The sequence below is a fragment of the Streptomyces sp. NPDC001492 genome (genome assembly GCF_053597275.1).
Genome location: NZ_JBSFHW010000007.1, coordinates 1 through 23,506, shown reverse-complemented (window position 1 = coordinate 23,506; position 23,506 = coordinate 1). Strand labels below are relative to the sequence as shown.

The following is a 23,506-nucleotide window of genomic DNA, read 5'->3' as shown; positions in this document are numbered from 1 at the left end:
CGACACCGCCGTCTCACCCGACGGACGAGGTTTCACCCATGTTTCCCGAAACAGCTAACCTCACCCCGTGGCTGAGATCCAGATTCCCGCTGACATCAAGCCCGCCGACGGACGTTTCGGCGCGGGCCCCTCCAAGGTGCGGACGGAAGCGCTGGACGCGCTGGCCGCGACCGGTACCTCCCTCCTCGGCACCTCCCACCGCCAGGCCCCGGTCAAGAACCTGGTCGGCAAGGTGCGCGAGGGCATCAGTGAGCTGTTCTCCCTGCCCGAGGGCTACGAGGTGATCCTCGGCAACGGCGGCTCCACCGCGTTCTGGGACATCGCGACGCACGGCCTGATCGAGAACAAGTCGCAGCACCTCAACTTCGGCGAGTTCTCCTCCAAGTTCGCCAAGGCGGCCAAGCTGGCCCCCTGGCTGGCCGAGCCGACCGTCATCGCGAGCGACCCGGGCACGCATCCGGAGCCGGAGGCCGAGGCGGGCGTCGACGTCTACGCCTTCACCCACAACGAGACCTCCACCGGTGTCGCCATGCCGATCAAGCGCGTGGCCGGCGCCGACGAGGGCGCCCTGGTCCTGGTCGACGCCACCTCCGGCGCCGGCGGCCTCCCGGTGGACGTGTCCGAGACGGACGTCTACTACTTCGCCCCGCAGAAGTCCTTCGCCTCCGACGGCGGCCTGTGGATCGGCGTCTTCTCCCCGGCAGCGATCGAGCGCGCCGAGCGCGTCCACGCCTCCGGCCGTCACGTGCCCGAGTTCTTCTCGCTCCCCACGGCGATCGACAACTCCCGCAAGAACCAGACGTACAACACCCCGGCCCTCGCCACCCTCTTCCTGCTGAACCAGCAGCTGGAGTGGCTGGGCGGCCAGGGCGGCCTGGACTGGTCGGTCCGCCGCACGGCGACCTCCGCCCGCACCCTCTACGGCTGGGCCGAGGACATCAAGTACGCCAACCCGTTCGTCACCGACCCGGCCAAGCGCTCCCAGGTCATCGGCACGATCGACTTCACCGACGAGGTGGACGCGGCCGCCGTCGCCAAGGTGCTGCGCGCCAACGGCATCGTCGACACCGAGCCCTACCGCAAGCTGGGCCGCAACCAGCTGCGCGTCGCGATGTTCCCGGCGATCGACCCGGCGGACGTCGAGGCACTGACGAAGTGCATCGACTACGTGATCGAGAAGCTGTAACTCCCGCGTCAAACCCCATAGTTCCGCAGCTTGTTGCAGGGCCCTGTCGGTGACAGGGCCCTGTGCGTGGGGTACGGCTGGGGCATGAACAGACCGACACCGGGCACCGTGCAGGTCGCGGTGCGCCACATCCTCAGCGACAGGACGACGGGCTTCCTGACCAGGACCCGCAGGATCACCTGGCGGGACAGCGTCTACCGGGTGCGCCGGCCTGCGTCGGGCAAGCACACCGTCGAGCTGACCTGCCCCGAGTGCGAGGCGTCCCTGCTGGCACAGGTCCGCGACGAGGGCCACACCCGAAGGACCGCGGCCATTCTGCTGGTGCTGGCCGCCCTGTCCGTGCTGGTGCTGCTCATGGCGTTCGGCTACGCCGTCCACGAGGGCGGAAAGACTCTCCCCGAGGGCCAGTCCCTCCCCACGCTCTTCCCCATCAGCGTCGTCTCGATCTTCGTCACCTTCGTCGCCGCTCCTGTGCTCTTCCTCCGGAGCCGCCGCTACAACGGCGTCAGCATGCTGGACGCCCCCAAACCACGCCGGCTGCACGGGATCATGCCGGTGCGCGGCTGAGCTCCGACCACGACGACGAGGGCGCCCGGCTAGCTACCGGGCGCCCTGCTTGTTCGGTCCTGCAGTGCTGATTCAGCCTTGTCTGCTCAGCCGCGGAAGCCGAGGAGATCGTGCAGACCGGCCCCGCTCGGCGCCGTGGCCGGCTGTCCGGCGGTCGCCGCGGACATCACCGAGGCCGCGGCCTCCGGCTTGGGGTCGGGGGTCTTCTTGCAGACCGCGTCGGCCACACCGCTGCCGCGCGGCACCGTGCCGTCGGTGAGGTACTTCACCAGGTACTTGTCGAGGCAGGCGTTGCCGCTCAGCGAGATGCCGTGGTTGCCGCCGCCCTGCTCCACGACCAGGCTGGAGTGCTTGAGCAGACGGTGCACGGTGACACCGCCCTGGTACGGGGTGGCCGCGTCGTCCGTCGCCTGGAAGAGGAGCACCGGCGGGAGCTTGGAGTTGGCGACGTTCACCGGCTTCAGGGTCTTCGTGGGCCAGAACGCGCACGGCGCGTTGTACCAGGCGTTGTTCCAGGCCATGAACGGGGCCTTGGAGTACACCTTCCAGTTGTCCTTCTGCCACTGCTTCCAGTCGCGCGGCCAGGAGACGTCACGGCACTGGACGGCGGTGTAGATGCTGTAGCCGTTGTCACCGGAGGCGTCGATGGCCGCGATGCTCTCGTACGCCTTGACCAGCGGGGCGGTCTTCTTGTCGTTCACGTAGGACGCGAACGCCTCGGCCAGCGTGGGCCAGTAGCCGTTGTAGTACCCGCCGGGGATGAAGATGTCCTCCAGCTCGGAGGCGCCGACCTTGCCGCCGGCCGGCGTCTTGGCGAGTTCCGCCCGCATCGCGTACCACTTGGCCTCGATCTTGGCCGGGTCGGTGCCGAGCTTGTACGTGCTGTGGTACTTGGCGATCCAGGCCATCAGCGCCTTGTGCCGGGCGTCGAAGGCGTAGTCCTGCCCGATGTTGTCGTCGTACCAGACTCCGTCGGGGTCGACGATGGAGTCCAGCACCAGGCGGCGCACCCGGTTCGGGAAGAGCTTGCCGTAGACCTGGCCCAGGTAGGTGCCGTACGAGTAGCCGAAGTAGTTGATCTTCTTCGCGCCGAGGGACTTGCGGATCGAGTCCATGTCCTTCACGGCGCTGATCGTGTTGATGTACGGCAACACGTCCTTGTACTTGGTGCCGCAGGCCTTGGCGAAGGACTTGGCGCGCGCGAGGTTGGCCTTCTCGATCGCGGCCGTGCTGGGCACGGAGTCCGGGCGGACCGGGTTGAAGTAGCCCGGCACGCAGTCCAGGGCGGGCTTGCTCTTGCCGACGCCGCGCGGGTCGAAGCCGATGACGTCGTACTGGCTCGCGACCTGCTTGGGGAGCGCGGACGCGACGAAGCCGGCGAGGGTCAGGCCGCTGCCGCCGGGGCCGCCGGGGTTGACCAGCAGCGGGCCCTGGTAGTGGTGTGCGGTGTGCGGCACGCGGGACAGGGCGAGGGTTATCTTCCGCCCCTCGGGCTTGGCGTAGTTCAGGGGCACCTTCACCGACGCGCACTGGAGGGTCGGGTAGTCGTCCGTGCCGCACTTCTTCCAGGTGAGGCTCGACGCCTGCGCGGACTGCGGGACGTCGGCCTGGGCCGGGACGGCGGTGAGCGAGCCGGCGAGGACGACGGTCGCACCGCACAGCACGGCTGTACTTCTTCTCATGAAGGTCCTTCAGAGCATGGGGGGTTGGGCAAGTATCAGAAGGTTGGCGGTCCTGGCGTGATCTTTGCGGAAAAGTGTGCCGCCGGAGAACATCCCGACCGAAAATTTGAACCAGCTGTGATCCGACGGCCCCGGCCGCGTGGACGACACGGAGGGGGCACCCGGCACTCGGCCGGGCGCCCCCTCGCTCATGCCACCGTACGGATCGCGCCGTTCATGTCGCCGTGCAGGTCACGGTCGGCACGCTCCCGCCTCCCGGCGCCCCGCCGAACCCGAGGCTCGCCGAACCGCCCACGGCCACCGTCCCGTTGTGAGCGGCGTTCGTGGCGGTCACCGTCGTCCCGGACTGCGTGTACGACGCGTTCCACATGTTCGTGACCTTCTGTGACCCGCTCCAGGTCCAGGTCACCTTCCATGCACTGATCGCGGTGGTCCCGGTGTTGGTCACCTTCACCTCGGCGTTGAAGCCGCCGCCCCAGTCGCTGCTGACGGTGTAGGCGGCGGTGCAGGCAGCCGTGCCGCCGCCACCCCCGCCCCCTCCTCCGCCGCCGCCCGGCGGGAAGCCCGGTGCCTTGACACTCGCCAGATACCCGTCCTTGACGGTGTCCACGGTCTGCCAGTCGTCCTTCAGAATCCCGCCCGTGTCACCGGAGTTGGGGTTCCAGGACCAGAAGGTCCAGTGGAAGGAGTCCGAGCCGTACGTCGACGTCGGCCGCAGATAGTCCACGAGGGCCGCCAGCCACTTCTGGTCGACGGTCGACTGGAGCGTCGTACCGAACTCGCCGACCCACACGGGCGCGATGTTCTGCTTGAAGATGTAGCCCCAGTACTTGTCCCAGACGCCCGGCATGTTGGCGGGGAACGCCGGATCGCTGAACCAGGGCTGCTGGGCCACGCTGGTCGCGTAGTCATGGGCCGAGTACACGACCCGGTTCGCCACGTCGAGCCGGACCGGGTACTGGGCGACGCCCATCAGGTTGCCGCCCCACCACCCCGACACCCCGGCGTACGTCTGCACACCCTCGACGAAGATCAGCAGGTCGGGGTTGACCGAGAGCACCGCGTTGCCGGCCCGCTCGGCCGCCAGCCGCCAGTCGGTGGCCGTGTCGCCGCAGCCCCAGCAGGCCGGATCGTGGGGCTCGTTGTGCAGGTCGATGCCGATGACGGTGTCCTGGCCTTTGTAACGGGCCGCCAGTGCCTTCAGATCGGCGATCCATGTCGACTCGGGGACGGCCGCCGTGTACCAGAGCGCCGACTGCCCGCCCGAGTCCGGCCGGTGCCGGTCGAGGATGACCTTGAGGCCGTCCTGGCCTGCGTACGCCACCAGCTTGTCCATGACCTGGAGGGAGCTGAGCCCCTGCAGATCGGCGTTCTTGCCGCTGCTGAAGTCGATGCTGTTGGGGACAGTGGACGACTTGAAGATGTCGTCGCTGTAGGGCAGCCGGATGGTGTTGTAACCCAGCGATTTCATCTGGTCGATCATGGACTTGTAGTCGCGGGACCAGAGTCCGTGGACGACGTGGTTGCCGGTCTCGAAGCCGAACCAGTTGATCCCGGCGATCCGTACCGGCTGCCCGGCCGCGTCGAGGATCTGGCGGCCGCTGGTGTGCCAGTGGCCGGCGCCGGGGGCGGCGGCCGCGTGTGCTGTCGAGGCACCGAGCCCCAGCGGTAACAGGAGCGCCGCGGCAACGGCGCACAGCGCTCTTCGCAGGCTGCGGAACATGTCGCTGCTTCCTCTCGGGAGGCGCGGGCCCGGAACGAGTGGGAGCGCTCCCACAACCCGGCACCTCCATGGAAGCCATGTCACATGAACACGTCAAGGACTACGACGTCGGTCAGCGGCGCAGCAGCCGCCGGATCCCGAAGACCACCGCTGCCGCGACGGCGACGGCGAGCGCACCGACTTTGAGGTTGCCGCCCACACCGCCACTGCTCCCGCCCGAGGCACTGGAACTCCCGCTCGCGGAGGGCGGCTTGGAACCCCCGCTCCCGCCCGGCGCGTCCTGCGCCTGCACGGAGCTGTCGGCGCCCTCGCTGCCGTACAGGAGCTTCGAGCCGTCGACGGAGTAGGTGACGGACTCGCCCTGCCCCTGCAGCGGAACGTTCAGCCGCCCCTTGCGTGTGATCCTGCCGCCGTTCCAGTCGTAATAGATCCCGCCGAGGTAGCCGCGTACGGCGAGCTGCTTGCCGTTCGGGGAGAGCGCGGCGTCGGTGGCCCAGAGGTCGACGGTGGCGACGGGCCTGAAGTAGTTCGTGCCGGAGGCGGAGAGCGTGGCCGGCCCCTCGTACAGGTGCCCGCCGTTCTCGTTCTTGTCGATGATGTAGGCGCGCCCGGTCCTCGGATCGACGACGAGCGACTCGGCGTTGCGCGCCCCGTCCGAGTACTTGACCACGTACTGCGTGGCCCGCACGGTCTGGTCGACCAGTTTCTTGGGCTCGGGCAGCCGGTAGATCCACACATACGGCCACTTGCCGCCGAGGTTGTCGCCGATGTCGCCGACGTAGATCTGGTTGTCGGGGCCGATGGAGATGGCCTCGACGTCACGGGGTGAACCGATGCCGCTGAGGGTGACGCGGGCGACCGTCTTCCCGGTGCCGCTGTCGACGGCGTAGAGGTACGGCCCGTCGTCGCTGTCGTTGTGGGTCCAGTAGATGCCGGGGTGCAGACGGGAGGCGGCCAGGCCGCTGGACTCGGTGATGCGCGAGTCCTTGATGGTGAACCCCTGGTCACCCTTGCCGTCGCCGTCGGCGGCGGATGCGGGCACGGCGAAGGCGCCCACGAGAAGGACCCCGGCGAGGAGAGCGAACGGTCGGCGCATGCCCCAAGCCTGCCATCCCGGCCCGGTGTTCACCGGCGGGGCGCGGGGAGGGGGCGGGAAGGGGCGCGTGGCAGGCCTCACACCCCACCCGTCCCATTGGTCCCTCCCTGAACCCTCCCCGATCGTCCATCATGAGCGGATGCTTAGGTTCATGCCGGTCGGTGACTCCATGACGATCGGAAGCGCGGGCGAGCACACCTGGCGTTACCGGATGTGGGAGCACCTGCGCGAGACGTACGGCGCCCCGTTCGCCCTGGTCGGCCCGCGCGAGACGCTCTACGACAAGGCGGCGGACGCGCCGGTGTCGTACGAGTACGCCGAACCCGACTTCCCGCGCGCCCATCTGGCGGGCTGGGGCGAGGGCTGGCTGCACATGGCGCCGCTGATCGGGGAGGCGGTGCGCTCCTGCCGCGCGGACGTCCTGCTGGTCTCCCTCGGCCTGATCGACCTGGGCTTCTACACGAACGCGGAGCAGACGGCTCAGAACGTGCACGGCTTCGTGGCGGCGGCCCGCTCGGCCAACCCGCGCATCCGTATCGTCGTCCTGCCGGTGATCCCGAACGTCCGCGCCACCTCGGACGTCCCCTTTGCCGGGCAGGTGACCCGCTTCAACGAACTCCTGGCCAAGGCGGTCGCCGACCTCGACGAGCCCCGCTCCCCGCTCCTGCTGGCCTCGCCCCCGCCGTCGTACGACATCGATCTCGACACCTACGACGGCACGCACCCGAACGCGAGCGGTGAGCACAAGATCGCGGGGGCGTTCGCGGACGCGATGTACCAGGCGTGGGACTTCGGGGAGCCCTACGAGGGCTGACCCTCGAAGGCGCCGGGATCGGGCATGTGTTCCTCTCCGCGTGTCCTGGTCACCGTGCGTATCGTTGTACTGCGCGGCTGCACCTGTCCGTGGGGCAGCCGGGGAGGAGCGCCACGATGACCGTCCTTGAAGACAGGATCGAGATGGCCGAATACAGCGGCAAGCTGACTCTGGACAGCCTGTTCGAGTCGCTTGAGCGGGCCACCCCCGAGGGCTACAAGGTCGAGATCGTCGAGGGGACCGTCTTCATGGCGCCGCAACGGGATATCCACTGGAAGATCATCCGCAGGATCGTCCGGGCTCTCGAGGATGAATTCGGCATGGACGTCAACGTCCTGTCGGACGTTCGCATCGACTTCCCGGGCAGTCTGAACGGTTATGCCCCGGATGTGGCAAAGATCCGGGAGGGCGCCAAGAAGGACTCCAAAGGCCTCTGGTCCCACCAGGACGTCGAGTTCGTCGCCGAGGTCATCTCGAAGGGCACGGCCCCGAACGACTACGGCCCCAAGAAGACCGCCTACGCCGTCGCCGAGGTCCCCGTCTACCTCATCGCCGACCCCTACCAGGGCAAGTGCCACCTCTACACCCAGCCGAAGGACGGCGAATACGTCGTCGAACTGTCCGTCGCATTCGGCGGCGACGTCGACATGACCACCACCCTTGTGGGCCTCACCCTCAAGACCGAAGAGTTCCCCCGCGACTGAACCCGGCGACTCCCGCAGGCAGCGGAAAGCCTGCGGGAAATGCCGGTGACCAAAGATCGCGCCGTCGGCAGACTGCCCCCATGACCTCCCCCACCCCTGACGCCAAGGCCGACCTCCGCTTCTACCTGCAGTCCGCCCGCGATGCCCTGCTCTGGAAGCTCGAAGGGCTCTCGGAGTACGACATCCGCCGCCCGCGCACACCGACCGGCACCAACCTCCTGGGCCTGGTGAAGCATGCGACCCGCGTGGAGTTCGGCTACCTCGGCGACACCTTCGGGCGGCCGTTGTCCGGCGGGCCGCTGCCCTGGACGGCAGCGGACGGTGAACCCGACGCGGACATGTGGGCCACCGCCGACGAGTCCCGGGAGTACGTCGTGGACCTCTACCGCCGGGTGTGGGCACACGCGGACGCGACGATCGACGCGCTGCCGCTGGACACGGTCGGCAGGGTGCCGTGGTGGCCCGACGGCAGGGACGAGGTGACCTTGCATCACGTCGTGGTCCGTGTGATCGCCGATACGCACCGGCACGCCGGGCACGCCGACATCCTCCGCGAACTCACCGACGGCGCGGTGGGGATGGAGAAGGGCAACGACAGCATGCCGTCGGGCGACGCGGCCTGGTGGGAGAGCCACCGGGACCGGCTGGAGCGTGCGGCGCGGGAGGCCGACGGTAAGTCGGCCTGATCCCCGGTCAGGTTCGGGACGACGCCGTGCCCCCGCCGCTGGGGCGCGGCTTCGAAGTGGTCGAACCACTCTTGGACGCTGGGGATTTGGCACTTGAGGGCGTCTGGCGATGACGGTGGCGGGAGATGTTCCTGCGTGGGGGCCGGGTCAGCGTGATCTGGCGGACCAGTTGCTGGAAGCAGGCCAGGGACGCGAGCGTCGGCAGGGCCGCCGCGGCGACCCCGGTGAAACTCCTGTCGGCCTCGGCCACGCAGAGTGACATCGCAAGGAAGGAGAAGAGCAGAACGACGAACCAGGAGTGCACGGCCCTGCGTTGGTGAAGGGCGCTGCGCAGGATGGAGAGCGAGGCCACCATCCAGGGGCCGTAGACCAGAAGCGGCCACCAGGTCAGTATTCCGCCCTGCGTGGCCGAAGCGACGTGCCGCAGAGGTGCGTAGGCCACCATGCCGCCGAACACGCTCACCATCGAGACGATCACGGCGGCGAGTGCGGCGATCAGAAAGCTGACGGTCTGCAGCCATGTGAAGCGGAAGCGCAGCCGGAACCGCACTTTCCGGTGCCGGACGGTTCGGCGCCGGATGGGGGGCAACTCGGCGGTGATCCTCGCCAGGTTGTCCATCGACTCGCCCGTGTAGTCGACATCGGACGGCGGCGGCTCGCGACGAGGCGGTGGCGACACGCTGCCCGCCTGCTCCGCCGTCACGGCGTTCTGCAGGAGGGACGTGAGTTCCTCGACCGGGTCCCAGCCCTCCACCAGGGGGCCGGTGGCGTACATGTCCTCTGCGGGGCCCCGGTGCCGGCCGGTGGCCAGCCCGGTGGGGTAGTCACCGGGATACCGTTCGTGCGGGGTGAAGGACAGATCCAGGTATTCGTCGTTCATGGAGGTCCGTCCCCGTCATGTAACCGCGTGGCAGCCGGACCGTCCCTGATCGTTCCACCGCCGCCCGAGTTCCTCCTGCGCCGTGTCCAGGATTCCCAGGAACTCACTGAACAGGGTCCCGGTGACCTGCAGTTCGATCCGCGCACCGTCCCCGTGCAAGGTGCCGCAGGCATCGGCTGCCGAGTAGGCCGCGGCGGGAGTGAAGGTGTAGCGCCCCACGCTCACAGCACGGGCGGGAAGATCCTCCGCAGTCGCTCCGGAACGGTACGGGTTAAGGAACCTTGCTTTCGCCATATTCCGCTAACGCCGCGTCCCCTCCTCCGGATGCGCGGCAAACGAGTGAGGCCAATTCGACGAAAACATCGACTAGAGCGTTTGTAATCCAGCAGTTTGTCTTTTGAATTCTTCTCCCACAGCGAAGATCATTTGGGGGGGTAGATCATTTTCTGCGGAATCCCTTGCCTAGAGCGCACTCAAAGTCGTTGGCTGGGTGGTCATGAAGTACACGCAGCTCGGACGCACCGGACTCAAGGTCAGCCGACTGGTCCTCGGCACGATGAACTTCGGACCGCAGACGAACGAGGCCGACAGCCACGCGATCATGGACGCGGCGCTGGACGCCGGCATCAACTTCTTCGACACCGCCAACGTGTACGGCTGGGGCGAGAACAAGGGCCGTACGGAAGAGATCATCGGCAACTGGTTCGCCAAGAGCGCGACCCACCGCGACAAGGTCGTCCTCGCCACCAAGGTGTACGGCAACATGGCCGCCGACGGTGAGGTCTGGCCCAACCACGACAAGCTCTCCGCGCTGAACATCAGGCGCGCGGTCGACGCCAGCCTGAAGCGGCTGCAGACCGACCACATCGACGTCTACCAGTTCCACCACGTCGACCGCCGCACCCCCTTCGAGGAGATCTGGCAGGCGATCGACGTCCTGGTCCAGCAGGGCAAGATCCTCTACGTCGGGTCCTCGAACTTCCCCGGCTACAAGATCGCCCAGGCGAACGAGATCGCCGCCCGCCGCGGCGGCACCATCGGTCTCGTCAGCGAGCAGTGCCTCTACAACCTGGCCGAGCGCCGCGCCGAGATGGAGGTCATCCCGGCCGCGCAGGAGTACGGCCTCGGGGTCATCCCCTGGTCACCGCTGCACGGCGGCCTGCTCGGCGGCGTGATCAAGAAGGAGGTCGAGGGCGGGCGCCGGGCGAGCGGCCGGGCCGCGGACGCCCTCGCCAACACCACGATCCGCGCCCAGATCCAGGCGTACGAGGACCTGCTCGACAAGCACGGCGTGGAACCGGGCGAGGCCGCCCTGGCCTGGCTCCTGACCCGCCCCGGCGTCACCGGCCCGATCGTGGGCCCGCGCACGGCCGGGCAACTGGAGTCCGCGATCAGGGCGGCGGAGCTGGAACTGAGCGACGAGCTCCTGGCCGGCCTGGACGAAATCTTCCCGGGCCCGGGCCCGACCCCGGAGGCCTTCGCCTGGTAGCGCCCTGAGCAGGAGCGCCCCTATAGGGGCGCGGGGAACTGCGCGACAAGCCACATACGGCCCGCACCCGGCAACGAACGCGCAGTTCCCCGCCGCTCCCCCGCAAAGCCCTACCTACCGAGGGCAGCCGTCACCGCAACCACGACGAACAAAAGAACAAGCGCACCGGCCATGATCCGGTTCCGGGTTTTCGGGTCCACGCATCGAGCCTAACCGGCGCCCCCGAGCCCCCAACGGGCGACCGCCTCATAACGCGGCTGCTCCCCCGGCTGCCCGGACCTCGGCAGCCTGCTCCGCACCAGCACCAGCTCGCCCACCGTCCATGTACGGCTGGTGAACTCCCCGAGGGCGGCGACATACGGCCGTACGTCCACCGCGTCCCGGCTCCGCGCCACCGTCAGATGCGCTTTGTACCGCCGGTGCTCCCCCATGTCCACGCCCGCCTTCCGCCCGGCCGCCTCGGTGCGGTCGGCGAACAGCCGCAGGGCCGGCAGATCCCCCTCCGCGCCCACCCACAGCGCCCGCCCGTGCCCGAACTGGCCACCGCCCCGCAGGGCCAGCTCGAAGGGCTCGGATCGTCGTGCCGTCCGCTCCAGCCGGGCCGACAGCTCCGGTACGAGGCCGTCGTCGACCTCTCCGTAGAAGGCGAGCGTGAAGTGCCACCCTTCCCGGGCCGTCCAGCGCAGCGCCTCCGCTCGCGGCAGCTTCTTCAATTCCGCCACCTCGGTGGCGAGTTCGTCGACGACCCCCTCGGGGGGCAGCACGGCGGCGAAGAGTCTCATGAGGCCAGTCTGCACACCGCGCCGCCAACCCGGCGTGTCCCGGTCACCGTGCGTATCGTTGTACTGCGCGGCTGTCCGTGACCGAGCGGCAGCCGGGGAGGAGCGCCACGATGACCGTCCTTGACGACAGGATCGAGATGGCCGAGGAGCGCGGCGAGCTGACGCTGGACGTCCTGTTCGAGTGCCTTGAGAAGATGCCCATCCCCGAGGGTACGAAGATCGAGATCGTCGGGGGGAACATCTTCATGTCACCGCAGCGGCAGAACCACTGGGAGATCATCTTCGGGATCCTGGAGCAGCTGCGCGCCAAGTACCCACGCAAGCGGCTGGCGTCGGACGTGCGGATCGACTTCCCCGGACATCTGAACGGCTTCGCCTCCGACGTGGCGGCCATGGCCGAGCGGTCGGTCAAGGACAGCAAGGGCCGCTGGCGCTACCAGGACGTCGAGTTCGTGGCCGAGGTCGTCTCCAAGGACACGGCGGGCAACGACTACGGCCCGAAGAAGGACACCTACGCCGCGGCCGAGGTGCCGGTGTACCTGATCGTGGACCCGTACACCGGCGAGTGGCACCTGCACACCCTGCCGAAGGACGGCAAGTACCACAGCGACGTCAGCTTCTCCTTCGGGGAGGACATCGACCTGACCGGCACTCCGGTAGGCCTGGTCCTCAAGACGGACGAGTTCCCCCGCGACTGACCCGGCCGGTCGCCTCACGCCGCCGCGGCCAGCTCCTCCCGCCGCTCCCGTGGCACGAACCGCACCTGCGGGTGGCCACGGTTCCAGCCGACCGACAGCCGCAGTCCGCCGACCCTGGCAAGGATCACGCCGATGGTGACGGCCGCCGCCGTGGCGATCGCGCCGCCCACGGCCAGGCCCGCCCGAACGCCGTACGCGTCCGTGACCCAGCCCGCGATGGGTGCGCCGATCGGGGATCCGCCGAGGAAGACCATCATGTAGAGGGCCATCACCCGGCCGCGCATGGCGGGGTCGGTGGCCATCTGGATGCTGGTGTTGGCGGTGACGTTGATCGTCATGCCGAACATGCCGATCGGGGCCATCAGCAGGGTGAACAGCCAGAGAGAGGGTGCGGTCGCGGCCACCAGTTCCAGGGCGCCGAAGGCCGCCGCCGCCCCGATCATCACCCGCATCCGGGCCGTGCCGCGCCGTGCGGCCAGGAGTGCGCCCGCCAGGGAGCCGACCGCCATCACGGTGTTGAAGGCGCTGTAGGACCCGGCGCCCGCGTGGAAGACGTCGTCCGCGAAGGCCGAGAGGTAGACCGGGAAGTTGAAGCCGAAGGTCCCGATGAACCCGACCAGGACGATCGTCCAGATCAGGTCGGGGCGCCCGGCGACATAGCGGAGTCCCTCCCGCAGCTGGCCCTTTCCGCGCGGTGCCCGCTCCACGACGTGCAGCTCGCGCGCCCGCATCAGCAGCAGGCCGGCGACCGGGGCGACGAAGGACAGGCCGTTGAAGAGGAAGGCCCAGCCGGTGCCCACGCCGGTGATCATCAGGCCGGCCACGGCGGGGCCGACCAGCCGGGCGGACTGGAAGTTGGCGGAGTTGAGGCTGACCGCGTTCTGCAGCTGGTCCGGGCCGACCATCTCGGAGACGAAGGACTGGCGGGCCGGGTTGTCGACGACCGTGGCGAGGCCCACGGCGAAGGCGGCGAGGTAGACGTGCCAGACCTGGACGTGGCCGGAGAGGGTGAGCGCGGCGAGCGCGATACCGGTGACGGCCATCGAGGTCTGCGTGAAGAGCAGCGTGCGGCGCCTGGGCAGGCGGTCGACGAGGACCCCGCCGTAGAGGCCGAGGAACAGCATCGGCAGGAACTGCAGAGCCGTCGTGACGCCGACGGCCGTGGCGGAGCCGGTGAGGCTCAGGACCAGCCAGTCCTGGGCGATGCGCTGCATCCAGGTGCCTATGTTGGAGACGACCTGGCCCATGAAGAACAGGCGGTAGTTCCTGACCCTCAGCGAGCTGAACATCGAGGACTTGCGGGAGATCGGGGGTGAAGCGGGGGTAGTAGGTGTCGGTGCGGGGGCGGAATCTGCTCCGGATCCCGTACTCAAAAGGGTTCGCCTCCTCGTGACTGCGACTGCAACGGACGCCGGAGGAGCCGCTTACAGGTGGGCCAGCTTCTCCAGCACGGGGGCGGCGGCGCGCAGTTTCGCCCACTCGTCCTCGTCGAGGCCGTCGACCAGGTTGGCCAGGAACGCGTTCCGCTTGGCGCGGCTCTCCGCGAGCATGGCCTCGGCCTGTTCGGTCTTGGTGACGACCTTCTGGCGCCGGTCCTCGGGGTGCGGCTCCAGCCGGACCAGCCCCTTGGCCTCGAGCAGCGCGACGATGCGGGTCATCGACGGCGGCTGCACGTGCTCCTTGCGGGCGAGCTCGCCCGGTGTGGCGCTACCGCAGTTGGAGAGGGTGCCCAGCACCGACATCTCGGTGGGGCTGAGCGACTCGTCGACCCGCTGGTGCTTGAGTCGACGGGACAGCCGCATGACAGCTGATCGCAGGGAGTTCACGGCGGCAGCATCGTCGCCATGGCTGAGGTCCGACATGTTCTTTAGAATAACTCATTACTCTCGCTAAAGACCAGGCGGGACGCGCCGAGCGTCCGTGACACGCGCCACTGAAGGGGAACATCACTCATATGGGTGATCGAAACGCGGAACGTGACACACCGCGCCGAAGAGTGCCGCGACCCTCGTAGGCATGGGGACCAGTGTGCTCAGCCTGCGGATAGACGGAGAGCTGCTCGAACGGCTCCGGCACCACGCCGCCAAAAGAGGAATGAGCGTCCAGGACTATGTCGTCCGGACGCTCATTCGGGATGACTTCGACGAGCGCTTCCAGTCCGCCGTGGAGGAGACCGAGAGGTTCTACGGCGTCACGTGAGACCGAGCGCGGGCATCAGGTAGTAGAAGCCGAACACCGCCGCGACGACGTACATCGCCACCGGGACCTCCCGGCCCCGGCCGGCCGCGAGGCGCAGCACCGCGAAGGTGATGAAGCCCATGCCGATGCCGTTGGTGATCGAGTAGGTGAACGGCATCATCACCATCGTCACGAAGGCCGGGATGGCGATCGTGTAGTCGGCCCAGTCGATCTCCTTGATGGAGCCGGCCAGGATCAGGAAGCCCACCGCGAGCAGGGCCGGGGTGGCCGCCTGGGACGGGACCATGGTGGCGACGGGAGTCAGGAACAGGGCGATGGCGAACAGACTGCCGGTGACGACGTTCGCGAAGCCCGTACGGGCGCCCTCGCCGACGCCCGCCGTGGACTCCACGAACGCGGTGGTGGCCGAGGAGGAGCTGGCGCCGCCGGCCGCGACCGCGAGGCCGTCGACGAACAGGACCTTATTGATGCCCGGCATATAGCCCTGGGCGTCGGTCAGCTTGGCCTCGTCGCTGACGCCCATGATCGTGCCCATCGCGTCGAAGAAGCACGAGAGCAGCACGGTGAAGACGAAGAGGATGCCGGTCAGCACACCGACGTGGGAGAAGCCGCCGAACAGGCTGACCTTGCCGATCAGGCCGAAGTCCGGGGTGGCGACCGGGTTGCCGGGCCACTTGGGCGTCGTGAGGCCCCAGGTGGGGATCTTCGCCACGGAGTTGATGATCACCGCGAGGACGGTCATCGTGACGATCGAGATCAGGATCGCGCCGGAGACCTTGCGCACGATGAGCGCGAGGGTGAGCAGCGCGCCCAGGATGAAGACCAGGACCGGCCAGCCGTTGAGGTGGCCGTCGGCGCCGAGCTGGAGCGGGACGGTGGTCTGGGCGACGTCCGGGATCCGGGAGACGAAGCCCGAGTCGACCAGGCCGATCAGCATGATGAACAGACCGATGCCGATGGAGATCGCCTTGCGCAGGCTGTAGGGCACGGCGTTCATGACGCGCTCGCGCAGTCCGGTGGCCACCAGGAGCATCACGATGAAGCCGGCCAGGACCACCATGCCCATGGCGTCCGGCCAGGACATCCGGGGAGCGAGCTGGAGCGCGACGACCGAGTTCACACCCAGACCGGCGGCGAGCGCGATCGGCACGTTGCCGACGACGCCCATGAGGAGGGTGGTGAACGCCGCCGTCACGGCCGTCGCCGTGACCAGCTGGCCGTTGTCGAGCTGGTGCCCGTACATGTCCTTCGCGCTGCCCAGGATGATCGGGTTCAGCACGATGATGTAGGCCATCGCGAAGAAGGTGGCGAAACCGCCGCGGATCTCGCGCGGCAGGGTGCTGCCCCGCTCGGAGATCTTGAAGTAGCGGTCGAGGGCGCCGGAGGCGGGCGCCTTCCCCGGGTGTTCGGGGGTGGGGACCTTGGCGGGGGCCGAGGTGGACATTGGAGGTTCCTACGAGCAGAAGTGGACGTGCGCAAACGGTTTCAGTATGAACATATGACTCCGGTGGCGCTATCTCCGCGCGTAGACCCGTCCGCCTCGTAAGCTGTGCGCATGGCGAAGTGGACCCCCCAGCACGAGGCGCCGGAGCCCCTTGAGGGCCCCGTGGTCGCCACCATCACCGGCGGCACGATCCTCTGGTTCGTCCTCTTCCTGGTGCAGCTTCCGTTCTACGGCTGGTTCGACGACCACGGGCATCTGTGGTGGCTGTGGACATGCCTCGCGGGGGGCGTGCTCGGGCTGTACGGCGTCTGGTTCGTCCGGAAGCGGGACGCGGCAATCAAGCGGGCGGCGGCACTGAAGTCGGAGTCCGCCGAACAGCCCGTACCCGAGTAGGCCGTACAACCACCGCACGAGTCGACTCATCCCCAGGTCGGATCTTCCGGGCACTCGGCGGGTGAAGGCGTAAATCCGCACGTACCGTCGAATGCATGACGCACATCGACGCGGGCGCGGAGCTCGACCCTGTGCACCCCGTTCCCGTTCCGGTGCCGGCGCGGGGGCTGACCGCGGCCGAGGTGGCCGAGCGGGTGGCGCGGGGGCAGGTCAACGACGTTCCGGTGCGCAGCAGCCGGTCGATGGGCGAGATCGTCCGGGCGAACGTCTTCACCCGGTTCAACGCGATCATCGGCGTGCTCTGGCTGATCATGCTGTTCGTCGCGCCGTTCCAGGACAGCCTGTTCGGATACGTGATCATCGCCAACACCGGAATCGGCATCATCCAGGAGTGGCGTGCGAAGAAGACCCTCGACTCGCTCGCGGTGATCGGGGAGGCGCGGCCCACGGTGCGGCGGGACGGGGTGGCCGGCGCGATCAGTACGTCGGAGATCGTCCTTGACGACGTGATCGAGATCGGGCCGGGGGACAAGGCCGTGGTCGACGGGGTGTGCGTCGAGGCCGACGGGCTGGAGATCGACGAGTCGCTGCTCACCGGTGAGGCCGACCCGGTGGTCAAGAAACCCGGGGACCAGGTCATGTCGGGCAGCTTCGTGGTGGCCGGCGGGGGCGCCTTCAAGGCCACCAAGGTGGGCCGCGAGGCCTACGCCGCCCAACTCGCCGAGGAGGCCTCCCGCTTCACCCTGGTCCACTCCGAGCTGCGCACCGGTATCTCGACGATCCTCAAGTACGTGACGTGGATGATGATCCCGACCGCGCTCGGCCTGGTCGTCAGCCAGCTGGTGGTGAAGCAGCACGGCTTCAAGGACTCGGTCGCGCGGACGGTGGGCGGCATCGTCCCGATGGTCCCGGAAGGGCTGGTGCTGCTGACCTCGGTCGCCTTCGCGATAGGAGTCATACGACTTGGCCGAAAACAGTGCCTCGTCCAGGAGCTCCCCGCCATCGAGGGCCTCGCCCGCATCGACACCGTCTGCCTGGACAAGACCGGCACCCTCACCGAGGGCGGCATGGACGTCACGGAGCTCAGGCCGCTGCAGGGCGCCGACGAGTCGTACGTCCGCAAGGTCCTCGGCGCCCTCGGCGAGTCCGACCCGCGGCCCAACGCCTCCCTCCAGGCGATCATCGACGCCTACCCGGACGTCGAGGACTGGCGCTGCACGGAGTCCCTGCCCTTTTCCTCCGCCCGCAAGTACAGCGGTGCCACCTTCAGCGAGGGCAACGGCGAGTCGAGTACATGGCTGCTGGGGGCGCCCGACGTGCTGCTGGCCGCCGGCGATCCGGCACTCAAGGAGACCGGACGGCTCAACGAGCAGGGCCTACGGGTGCTGCTGCTCGCCCGGGCCGGCCGCGACCTGGACGATCCCGAGCCCGCGAACGGAGCGAGGCCCACCGCCCTCGTCGTCCTCGAACAGCGGCTGCGCCCCGACGCGGCGGACACCCTGCGCTACTTCGCCGACCAGGACGTCCGCGCCAAGGTCATCTCCGGCGACAACGCCGTGTCGGTCGGCGCGGTGGCCGCCAAACTGGGGCTGACCGGCACGACCGTGGACGCCCGGCACCTCCCCTCCGAGCAGGAGGAGATGGCGAAGTCCCTGGACAAGGGCACGGTGTTCGGGCGGGTCACCCCGCAGCAGAAGCGGGACATGGTGGGCGCCCTGCAGTCCCGCGGGCACACGGTCGCGATGACCGGCGACGGCGTGAACGACGTGCTGGCCCTGAAGGACGCCGACATCGGCGTGTCCATGGGCTCGGGTTCGGAGGCCACCCGGGCGGTCGCGCAGATCGTGCTGCTGAACAACAGCTTCGCGACGCTGCCGTCGGTGGTCGCGGAGGGCCGGCGGGTCATCGGCAACATCACGCGGGTGGCGACCCTGTTCCTGGTGAAGACGGTCTACTCGGTGCTGCTGGCGGTGCTGGTGGTGTGCTGGCAGGTGGAATACCCGTTCCTGCCGCGCCACCTGACGCTCCTGTCGACCTTGACGATCGGCGTCCCGGCCTTCTTCCTCGCCCTCGCCCCCAACAAGGAACGGGCGAAACCCCACTTCGTACGGCGGGTGATGCGGTACTCGGTCCCGGGCGGGGTGGTGGCCGCGGTGGCGACCTTCGTGACGTATCTGATCGCCCGTCACCACTACACGGGGCCGGGCCAGTTGGACGCGGAGACCAGCGCCGCCACGCTGACCCTGTTCCTGATCTCCATGTGGGTCCTGGCGATCATCGCCCGCCCCTACACCTGGTGGCGGATCGCCCTGGTGGCCTCGATGGGCGTGGCGTTCCTCTTCGTGCTGATCGTGCCGCAGCTCCAGCACTTCTTCGCGCTGAAGCTGGTCGGCGAGACGATGCCGTGGGTCGCGGTCGGCATCGCGGCGGTGGCGGCGGTCGCCCTGGAGGTGCTGTGGAAGTGGGTCGACCGCCGCGTTCCTGCCTAGACCTGCTCAGTCACTACTGACTACTGACTACTGCACGTCGACGAAGTCGCCCGTGGCGTTGACCGCCGGGGTGGTCAAGGTGCCCGCGAAGGAGTAGCGGTAGTAGCCGTCGACCGTGGCGGTGGTCGTCGTCTTCAGGTCACCCGTGGTGCTCGTCTTGATGGTCTTCAGCGTGGTGTAGGTGCTGGAGCCCTTCTTGCGGAACTGCAGCTTCACCGGCTGGGTGCTGTAGCCGTGGTACTTGTTGTCCTCCCAGTTGGCCCGGGAGAGCTTGCCGACCACGGTGATGGTCTTGCCCTTCTTGACCGGCTCCGGGGTGGCGTTGACCGTCAGCCTGGAGTTGCGCTGGACGAGGGTGCTGCCCAGGTCGCCCTGCACGGAGAAGTCCCCGGTGCTGTACTGCAGCGCGATCGCGCCGGCCGACCACGTGCCCGCGTCCGAGTTGAGGAGGTCACCGGCGGTGCCGTCCTCGTTCTGCGGGAAGATGTCGATGTTGCCCGTGCAGGTGGCGGTGGTGTCCGAGGTGGCCGTGCAGGTGGCGGGCAGTTCGCCGCCGAGCACGTTCTCGGCGCTGTTGATCGAGCTGCCCTTGTAGATGAGGGGGCCGCTGTCGAAGTCGCTGGAGTTGATGTCGTAGTTCGCCCCGTGGGTCAGCGTGTAGGTGACCGTGGTGGCGACGTGGTTCGTGGTGCCGACCTTGACCGCCTTGGCGATCTTGAGGTCGGAGAAGGTGACACCCAGGTCCGCGGCGGCGGCGTCGCTGCTGAACGCGGTCTTGCCGGAGTGCGCGGCGAGAATCTTCGCGGCCTCCGTCTTGAACGACGGGGCGTCGGCGGCGTGCGCGGCCGGCAGGGCGAAGGCGGAAAGGGCCAGGGCGCCGGAGACGGCGGCCACGGTGGCACGTATGCGCATGTGTTCCCCAAGTGGAGAAAGTGATCGTGGAGCCTGTTGGCTCATGGGGTGAGATCCGTGACGGTTGTGAAAAGTTGTACGGACGAAGACGATTTTTGGCGGGGATTGCAAATCCCTTGCCAAGCCGGAAACCGGCCGCCCCGGAGTTCCCTCCGGGGCGGGATACCGAAGCCGCCATGAGGTTCCTCGTCACCCGCTACGCCCGGGACGAGGACACACCGCGGTCGGTCACCGACGTCTCGCCGGTGGGCGCCGACGCCTTCGCGGGGCTGCTGGAGGTCCCCGCGGCCCGGCTCACCGACGTGTATCCGCTTCAGCGCAAGCACGCGGACGGGTTCCGCCGGCTGACCGGCCTCGCCCTCGACCTGGACCGCTTCGAGTACTTCCTCGAAGTGGAAGCGGACTGACAGGGCGGGCCCGTCAGTCGAACCAGCGGTCCCGCGCCAACTCCTCCGTCCGGGACGGGTCCTCCAGCAGGGCCGCCACCTCGAAGCGGCGGGGCCACTGGCCCGCTGCCCAGGCGAGGCCGGCGGCCACGCCCTCCAGGGTGGCCGCGTGCAGCACCCCGTCCGCCGTCAGCCGCCAGTCCAGCTCCACGCCGTCGACGACGAGTTCCTCGTGTTCGACGTAGGTCGCGGGGGTGCCTGCGCCCAGCAGGACCCGTACCGAGTCCGGTACGTCGTGTTCGGTGCCCTCGGAGGTGACTTCGCCCGTCACGGACTCGCTCAGGCGCCGCACCTGGAACAGTTCGGCCAGTTCGGCGGCCCGGGACGGGCGTACCGGCAGCAGGGGCACGCCCTCGGTGAAGGGCAGCAGGTCCGGGGAGTCGACGACCACGGCGTCGGCGGCGTCCACGACCTCGACCCGGCCGTCCACGACGGCCCGCAGCTCGTCCGGCAGGGTCACCTGCTCGGGGTCCAGGTCGGCCAACGCCCCGTAGAGGGCGTGCAGTTGGGCTCCCGTGACCTCACGCTCCGGATCGGCCAGGCGGTCCAGGAGTTCGGCGGCGCCGCCCGGCTCGTCGAGCAGGGCCGGCACCGAGGTCCGTACGCCGAGCGCCCGCAGTACCTGTTCGTCCTCGAAGCCGGTCGCGTCGGCCTCGTCGTACAGGCCCCGCAGGAGGGGGTCGCCACCGGAGGCCAGCAGGCCGGCGGGACGGCGGCCGTCGAGGACCGGGTGGCCGCGCAGCCACCAGGCCGTGTAGGGCCGTACGACCTCGTGCGTGCCGTCGGGCAGCAGGATCCGCACCGGCTGGGTGAGGGCGTCGCGCAGGGGTGGCTGGGCGAGCAGGGCGAGGGCCTGCGGCCACTTGTCGTCGTCGACCAGGTCCAGGTCCCGTACGGCGACCAGTTCGGTGGCGACCGGCGGTACGGGTGTGTCCGGGAAGCGGTCGAGGACGTCCTCGCTCCACACGTCCACGGCGTCCAGCAGCCCCGCGTCGTCGGGTTCGGCGTAGTCGCCTTCGCGCGGCTCCAGTTCGTCGGGGTCCAGCACCACGTCCGTGGCCCGTACCAGGGCGAAGTTGGCGAGGACACCGCAGGCGGCCAGCGGTTGTTCGCCCCACTTCTCGGCCAGTTCGGCGTCCACGGTGGCGAGTTCGTCCGCCCGCATGACCTGGTGGAAGGGGCTGCCGGGGAGGACGAGTTCACCGGCGGGGGCGAGTTCGCCGTCCTCGTCGGGGAGGGCGAGGGCGCCGAGCCACGGCTCGTCGCCCGGTTCCAGACCGGCGTCCCGTACGAGCGCGAGAACCGTGTCGGCCAGCTCCTCCGCGTCGGGCGCGTCCTGCTCCCAGTCGAGTGCGCCGTCGTCGTCGAGGGAGGCGGCCACGGCGGCCCGTACCTGCGGAGTGGTGAGGACGGCGCGGGGTGTCGCGGGGAGGGCGCCGAGCTTCTCCAGGAGGGGGTGGGCCGCGTCCGGGTGGGCGACCTTCAGGCCGAGCCGGGCGAGCACCTCCGGGTCGATGCCTGCGGCGTCGGCGGTGGGCAGGAGCACCTGGCGGGGGCCGATGGTGGTACGGCCGTCGGCGAGCGGCACGGGCAGCCCGGAGAGGCGGTCCGGGTCGACGCCGGCGAGGCTGTCGTAGAGCCGCCGCCACCAGCCGGGGTCCTTCTCAAGACCGGCGAGGCGGTCGATCGCGTCGGTGAGCGGGACACGGGCGACGCCCAGGGTCCGCAGCTCCACGCGCCGTTCGAGCCCGGCGGGCAGGAGGGTCGGGAGCACCTCGGCGAGGACCTGCACCGTGTCGTGGCCCGCGCCCTCGACGATCTCGGCGTCACGGGGGCGCAGGGACTCCGGGAGGTCGGAGTCGTGGTCGTGGTCGTGGTCCTTGCCGGGTTCGGCGGCGGGCGGGAGGAAAGAGGTGCGCGGGAGGCGGTCGAGGATCGCCTGGCGCAGTGCGCCGTCCAGCTCGCCCTTGCCCAGCGGGCCGGGGACGAGATCGATGATGCCCCCGGTCACCGGGCGCCAGTCGGCGAGGAGTTCGGCGTACGCGTCCGCCGCGCGCTGCACGAGGAAGTCGGTGAGGGGGCCGGGCGCCGCGTGCCGGCGGGTGGTGTCGAGGGGGAAGGAGGCGATGAGCAGGGCGGGGACGCCGAGGGGCTCGTCGCTGGGGGTGGGGGCGTGGACGACGGCGCTGGTGCGGGGGCGGGCAGGGGTGCTGTCGGTGGCGTCGACGGGTACGGCCCAGGTGAGGGACCAGTGCGGGCGGAGGCGTTCCTCGACGGGGCGGTCGGCGAGGAGGTCGGGGGTGAGGGGGCCGTGGGCGGCGGACGTACGCCAGTGGGTGGTGCCGCTGAGGGAGTCGTCCACGACGGTGAAGGAGCCGTTGGTGCGGCGGCTGAGGGTGCGGGGGCTGTCGCCGTTGATCTCGACGACGACCTCTTCGAGGCCCGGGAGGGCGAGGAGGAGTGCGTCGTCGACGGCGCCGAGGAGGCGTTCGGCGAGGTCGGTGGCGGCGGTGTCGCGCAGCGGCAGGATGACGGCGGTGTCGTACGGGTCCGGGGCGGTGCCCTCGGCGGCGAAGGGGAGCCGCAGGAGCGGGACGTGGCCGTCCCGGCGGCGGATCTCGTCCCCGAGGCCGGGGCTGTGCCGTGCCGTGTCGGCGGCGAGTTCCCGGGCCTCGGCGAGGGACCAGCGGACGCCGCCGTGGCGGCCGACCAGGGCGGGTTCGTCGGTGACGGCGAGTACGGCGGCGAAGCCGACGCCGAAGCGGCCGACGGCCGTGTCGTGGGCGTCGCGTTTGGCGGAGGCGCGGAGGGTGGACAGCGACTCGACGCCGGTCGCGTCCAGGGGGGCGCCGGTGTTGGCGGCGACGAGGACGCCGTCGCGGAGGGTGAGCCGGAGGCGGCCGGGGACGGCTGCGCGGGCTGCGGCGTCGGCGGCGTTCTGGGCGAGCTCGACGACGAGGCGGTCGCGGTAGCCGCCGAGGACGAGGTCCTCCTCGGCGTTGGCGTCCTCGCGGAAGCGGGCGGGGCTGGTGGCCCAGGCGTCGAGTACGCCTCGCCTGAGGCGGGCGGTTCCGAAGGGGTCCGCGCCCTCGGGTGCAGGCCGCACGAACTTGCTCACGTTGGCTCTCCTCATCGGCCCTCATCGGCGTGAGCTCGAAGGTACCGCGAGTTGTTCTCCGCCCCCGCCGCCCCTACCCGTCCCGACCCCAGGGGCGCTGCCCCTTCGACCCCACCGGGGCTCCGCCCCGGACCCCGATCGGCCTGAACGGCCTCGTCCTCAAACGCCGGACGGGCTGATTACGGCCGGTGCGCATCT

Annotated in this window: 22 protein-coding genes; 11 read left to right on the top strand and 11 right to left on the bottom strand. The window is 69.4% G+C overall.

Features of this window, described 5'->3' with window-relative positions:
* Positions 1-67 precede the first annotated feature (67 nt).
* Positions 68-1,186: a phosphoserine transaminase gene (serC, locus tag ACWC1K_RS11325; protein ID WP_450830404.1), complete on the top strand. Its 1,119-nt coding sequence runs from the start codon at positions 68-70 to the stop codon at positions 1,184-1,186.
* A gap of 84 nt (positions 1,187-1,270) precedes the next feature.
* Complete coding sequence (locus ACWC1K_RS11320) at positions 1,271-1,753, top strand: hypothetical protein (RefSeq protein WP_450830402.1); 483 nt, start codon at positions 1,271-1,273, stop codon at positions 1,751-1,753.
* Between the two features lie 86 nt (positions 1,754-1,839).
* Here the strand turns inward: ACWC1K_RS11320 and ACWC1K_RS11315 are convergent, their stop codons facing one another.
* The 3 genes from ACWC1K_RS11315 to ACWC1K_RS11305 form a co-directional block, all read right to left on the bottom strand.
* The gene (locus tag ACWC1K_RS11315) at positions 1,840-3,435 is read right to left on the bottom strand and encodes an alpha/beta hydrolase (protein WP_450830401.1); all 1,596 of its coding nucleotides are present in this window, start codon (positions 3,433-3,435) and stop codon (positions 1,840-1,842) included.
* A 214-nt stretch (positions 3,436-3,649) separates the two neighbouring features.
* Positions 3,650-5,158, bottom strand: a complete 1,509-nt coding sequence (locus tag ACWC1K_RS11310; RefSeq protein ID WP_450830400.1) for a cellulase family glycosylhydrolase — start codon at positions 5,156-5,158, stop codon at positions 3,650-3,652.
* Between the two features lie 112 nt (positions 5,159-5,270).
* The gene (locus ACWC1K_RS11305; RefSeq protein ID WP_450830398.1) at positions 5,271-6,254 is read right to left on the bottom strand and encodes a WD40 repeat domain-containing protein; all 984 of its coding nucleotides are present in this window, start codon (positions 6,252-6,254) and stop codon (positions 5,271-5,273) included.
* A gap of 139 nt (positions 6,255-6,393) precedes the next feature.
* On the opposite strand from ACWC1K_RS11305, the gene ACWC1K_RS11300 reads away from it, so the two are divergent.
* From ACWC1K_RS11300 to ACWC1K_RS11290, 3 genes are all read left to right on the top strand, one after another.
* Positions 6,394-7,068 carry an SGNH/GDSL hydrolase family protein gene (locus ACWC1K_RS11300; RefSeq protein WP_450830396.1) on the top strand — a complete coding sequence of 225 codons (675 nt, stop codon included), beginning with the start codon at positions 6,394-6,396 and terminating at the stop codon, positions 7,066-7,068.
* A 116-nt stretch (positions 7,069-7,184) separates the two neighbouring features.
* On the top strand, positions 7,185-7,772 hold the full coding sequence (locus ACWC1K_RS11295) for a Uma2 family endonuclease (RefSeq protein ID WP_450830394.1): 588 nt from the start codon (positions 7,185-7,187) through the stop codon (positions 7,770-7,772).
* 80 nt (positions 7,773-7,852) lie between these two features.
* Positions 7,853-8,458 (top strand): DinB family protein, encoded by a 606-nt coding sequence (locus ACWC1K_RS11290; RefSeq protein ID WP_450830392.1) that lies wholly within the window; start codon positions 7,853-7,855, stop codon positions 8,456-8,458.
* A gap of 7 nt (positions 8,459-8,465) precedes the next feature.
* Here the strand turns inward: ACWC1K_RS11290 and ACWC1K_RS11285 are convergent, their stop codons facing one another.
* Together ACWC1K_RS11285 and ACWC1K_RS11280 are read right to left on the bottom strand one after the other, a co-directional pair.
* Positions 8,466-9,338, bottom strand: coding sequence for a DUF2637 domain-containing protein (locus tag ACWC1K_RS11285; RefSeq protein WP_450830390.1), 873 nt, complete (start codon positions 9,336-9,338; stop codon positions 8,466-8,468).
* A gap of 15 nt (positions 9,339-9,353) precedes the next feature.
* The gene (locus tag ACWC1K_RS11280; RefSeq protein WP_344399661.1) at positions 9,354-9,557 is read right to left on the bottom strand and encodes a hypothetical protein; all 204 of its coding nucleotides are present in this window, start codon (positions 9,555-9,557) and stop codon (positions 9,354-9,356) included.
* Positions 9,558-9,834: 277 nt separating this feature from the next.
* Here ACWC1K_RS11280 and ACWC1K_RS11275 point away from each other — a divergent pair, with 277 nt between their 5' ends.
* Entirely contained in the window at positions 9,835-10,827 is a 993-nt protein-coding gene (locus ACWC1K_RS11275; RefSeq protein WP_450830388.1) for an aldo/keto reductase, read from the top strand.
* Between the two features lie 209 nt (positions 10,828-11,036).
* Here the strand turns inward: ACWC1K_RS11275 and thpR are convergent, their stop codons facing one another.
* Complete coding sequence (gene thpR, locus ACWC1K_RS11270) at positions 11,037-11,609, bottom strand: RNA 2',3'-cyclic phosphodiesterase (RefSeq protein WP_450830387.1); 573 nt, start codon at positions 11,607-11,609, stop codon at positions 11,037-11,039.
* A 110-nt stretch (positions 11,610-11,719) separates the two neighbouring features.
* Between thpR and ACWC1K_RS11265 the strand changes: the two genes are divergently transcribed.
* Positions 11,720-12,307 (top strand): Uma2 family endonuclease, encoded by a 588-nt coding sequence (locus tag ACWC1K_RS11265; protein ID WP_450830385.1) that lies wholly within the window; start codon positions 11,720-11,722, stop codon positions 12,305-12,307.
* Between the two features lie 14 nt (positions 12,308-12,321).
* On the opposite strand, the gene ACWC1K_RS11260 is transcribed toward ACWC1K_RS11265, so the two are convergent.
* Positions 12,322-13,680: an MFS transporter gene (locus ACWC1K_RS11260; RefSeq protein WP_450830383.1), complete on the bottom strand. Its 1,359-nt coding sequence runs from the start codon at positions 13,678-13,680 to the stop codon at positions 12,322-12,324.
* Positions 13,681-13,731: 51 nt separating this feature from the next.
* Positions 13,732-14,169 carry a MarR family winged helix-turn-helix transcriptional regulator gene (locus ACWC1K_RS11255; RefSeq protein ID WP_030941110.1) on the bottom strand — a complete coding sequence of 146 codons (438 nt, stop codon included), beginning with the start codon at positions 14,167-14,169 and terminating at the stop codon, positions 13,732-13,734.
* A 154-nt stretch (positions 14,170-14,323) separates the two neighbouring features.
* On the opposite strand from ACWC1K_RS11255, the gene ACWC1K_RS11250 reads away from it, so the two are divergent.
* The gene (locus ACWC1K_RS11250) at positions 14,324-14,506 is read left to right on the top strand and encodes a ribbon-helix-helix protein, CopG family (RefSeq protein WP_115907461.1); all 183 of its coding nucleotides are present in this window, start codon (positions 14,324-14,326) and stop codon (positions 14,504-14,506) included.
* Here ACWC1K_RS11250 and ACWC1K_RS11245 read toward each other — a convergent pair.
* Positions 14,499-15,950 (bottom strand): NCS2 family permease, encoded by a 1,452-nt coding sequence (locus ACWC1K_RS11245; protein WP_450830382.1) that lies wholly within the window; start codon positions 15,948-15,950, stop codon positions 14,499-14,501. The genes ACWC1K_RS11250 and ACWC1K_RS11245 overlap by 8 nt on opposite strands.
* Positions 15,951-16,061: 111 nt before the next feature.
* On the opposite strand from ACWC1K_RS11245, the gene ACWC1K_RS11240 reads away from it, so the two are divergent.
* Positions 16,062-16,343 carry a DUF2530 domain-containing protein gene (locus tag ACWC1K_RS11240; protein ID WP_450830381.1) on the top strand — a complete coding sequence of 94 codons (282 nt, stop codon included), beginning with the start codon at positions 16,062-16,064 and terminating at the stop codon, positions 16,341-16,343.
* Positions 16,344-16,438: 95 nt separating this feature from the next.
* On the top strand, positions 16,439-18,832 hold the full coding sequence (locus tag ACWC1K_RS11235) for an HAD-IC family P-type ATPase (protein WP_450830379.1): 2,394 nt from the start codon (positions 16,439-16,441) through the stop codon (positions 18,830-18,832).
* Positions 18,833-18,859: 27 nt separating this feature from the next.
* Here the strand turns inward: ACWC1K_RS11235 and ACWC1K_RS11230 are convergent, their stop codons facing one another.
* Positions 18,860-19,744 carry a hypothetical protein gene (locus tag ACWC1K_RS11230; RefSeq protein WP_450830378.1) on the bottom strand — a complete coding sequence of 295 codons (885 nt, stop codon included), beginning with the start codon at positions 19,742-19,744 and terminating at the stop codon, positions 18,860-18,862.
* Between the two features lie 176 nt (positions 19,745-19,920).
* On the opposite strand from ACWC1K_RS11230, the gene ACWC1K_RS11225 reads away from it, so the two are divergent.
* Positions 19,921-20,151, top strand: a complete 231-nt coding sequence (locus ACWC1K_RS11225; protein ID WP_450830377.1) for a DUF7683 domain-containing protein — start codon at positions 19,921-19,923, stop codon at positions 20,149-20,151.
* Between the two features lie 13 nt (positions 20,152-20,164).
* Here ACWC1K_RS11225 and ACWC1K_RS11220 read toward each other — a convergent pair whose 3' ends face one another.
* Positions 20,165-23,323: a sacsin N-terminal ATP-binding-like domain-containing protein gene (locus ACWC1K_RS11220; protein WP_450830375.1), complete on the bottom strand. Its 3,159-nt coding sequence runs from the start codon at positions 23,321-23,323 to the stop codon at positions 20,165-20,167.
* Between the last annotated feature and the right edge of the window lie 183 nt (positions 23,324-23,506).

Excerpts from the sequence above, each read along its gene's own strand:
- ACWC1K_RS11320 (WP_450830402.1), top strand. The coding sequence starts at position 1,271 with ATGAACAGACCGACACCGGGCACCGTGCAGGTCGCGGTGCGCCACATC.
- ACWC1K_RS11315 (WP_450830401.1), bottom strand. The coding sequence starts at position 3,435 with ATGAGAAGAAGTACAGCCGTGCTGTGCGGTGCGACCGTCGTCCTCGCC.
- ACWC1K_RS11310 (WP_450830400.1), bottom strand. The coding sequence starts at position 5,158 with ATGTTCCGCAGCCTGCGAAGAGCGCTGTGCGCCGTTGCCGCGGCGCTC.
- ACWC1K_RS11305 (WP_450830398.1), bottom strand. The coding sequence starts at position 6,254 with ATGCGCCGACCGTTCGCTCTCCTCGCCGGGGTCCTTCTCGTGGGCGCC.
- ACWC1K_RS11300 (WP_450830396.1), top strand. The coding sequence starts at position 6,394 with ATGCTTAGGTTCATGCCGGTCGGTGACTCCATGACGATCGGAAGCGCG.
- ACWC1K_RS11295 (WP_450830394.1), top strand. The coding sequence starts at position 7,185 with ATGACCGTCCTTGAAGACAGGATCGAGATGGCCGAATACAGCGGCAAG.
- ACWC1K_RS11290 (WP_450830392.1), top strand. The coding sequence starts at position 7,853 with ATGACCTCCCCCACCCCTGACGCCAAGGCCGACCTCCGCTTCTACCTG.
- ACWC1K_RS11285 (WP_450830390.1), bottom strand. The coding sequence starts at position 9,338 with ATGAACGACGAATACCTGGATCTGTCCTTCACCCCGCACGAACGGTAT.
- ACWC1K_RS11275 (WP_450830388.1), top strand. The coding sequence starts at position 9,835 with ATGAAGTACACGCAGCTCGGACGCACCGGACTCAAGGTCAGCCGACTG.
- thpR (WP_450830387.1), bottom strand. The coding sequence starts at position 11,609 with ATGAGACTCTTCGCCGCCGTGCTGCCCCCCGAGGGGGTCGTCGACGAA.
- ACWC1K_RS11265 (WP_450830385.1), top strand. The coding sequence starts at position 11,720 with ATGACCGTCCTTGACGACAGGATCGAGATGGCCGAGGAGCGCGGCGAG.
- ACWC1K_RS11255 (WP_030941110.1), bottom strand. The coding sequence starts at position 14,169 with ATGTCGGACCTCAGCCATGGCGACGATGCTGCCGCCGTGAACTCCCTG.
- ACWC1K_RS11250 (WP_115907461.1), top strand. The coding sequence starts at position 14,324 with ATGGGGACCAGTGTGCTCAGCCTGCGGATAGACGGAGAGCTGCTCGAA.
- ACWC1K_RS11245 (WP_450830382.1), bottom strand. The coding sequence starts at position 15,950 with ATGTCCACCTCGGCCCCCGCCAAGGTCCCCACCCCCGAACACCCGGGG.
- ACWC1K_RS11240 (WP_450830381.1), top strand. The coding sequence starts at position 16,062 with ATGGCGAAGTGGACCCCCCAGCACGAGGCGCCGGAGCCCCTTGAGGGC.
- ACWC1K_RS11235 (WP_450830379.1), top strand. The coding sequence starts at position 16,439 with ATGACGCACATCGACGCGGGCGCGGAGCTCGACCCTGTGCACCCCGTT.
- ACWC1K_RS11230 (WP_450830378.1), bottom strand. The coding sequence starts at position 19,744 with ATGCGCATACGTGCCACCGTGGCCGCCGTCTCCGGCGCCCTGGCCCTT.
- ACWC1K_RS11225 (WP_450830377.1), top strand. The coding sequence starts at position 19,921 with ATGAGGTTCCTCGTCACCCGCTACGCCCGGGACGAGGACACACCGCGG.
- ACWC1K_RS11220 (WP_450830375.1), bottom strand. The coding sequence starts at position 23,323 with ATGAGGAGAGCCAACGTGAGCAAGTTCGTGCGGCCTGCACCCGAGGGC.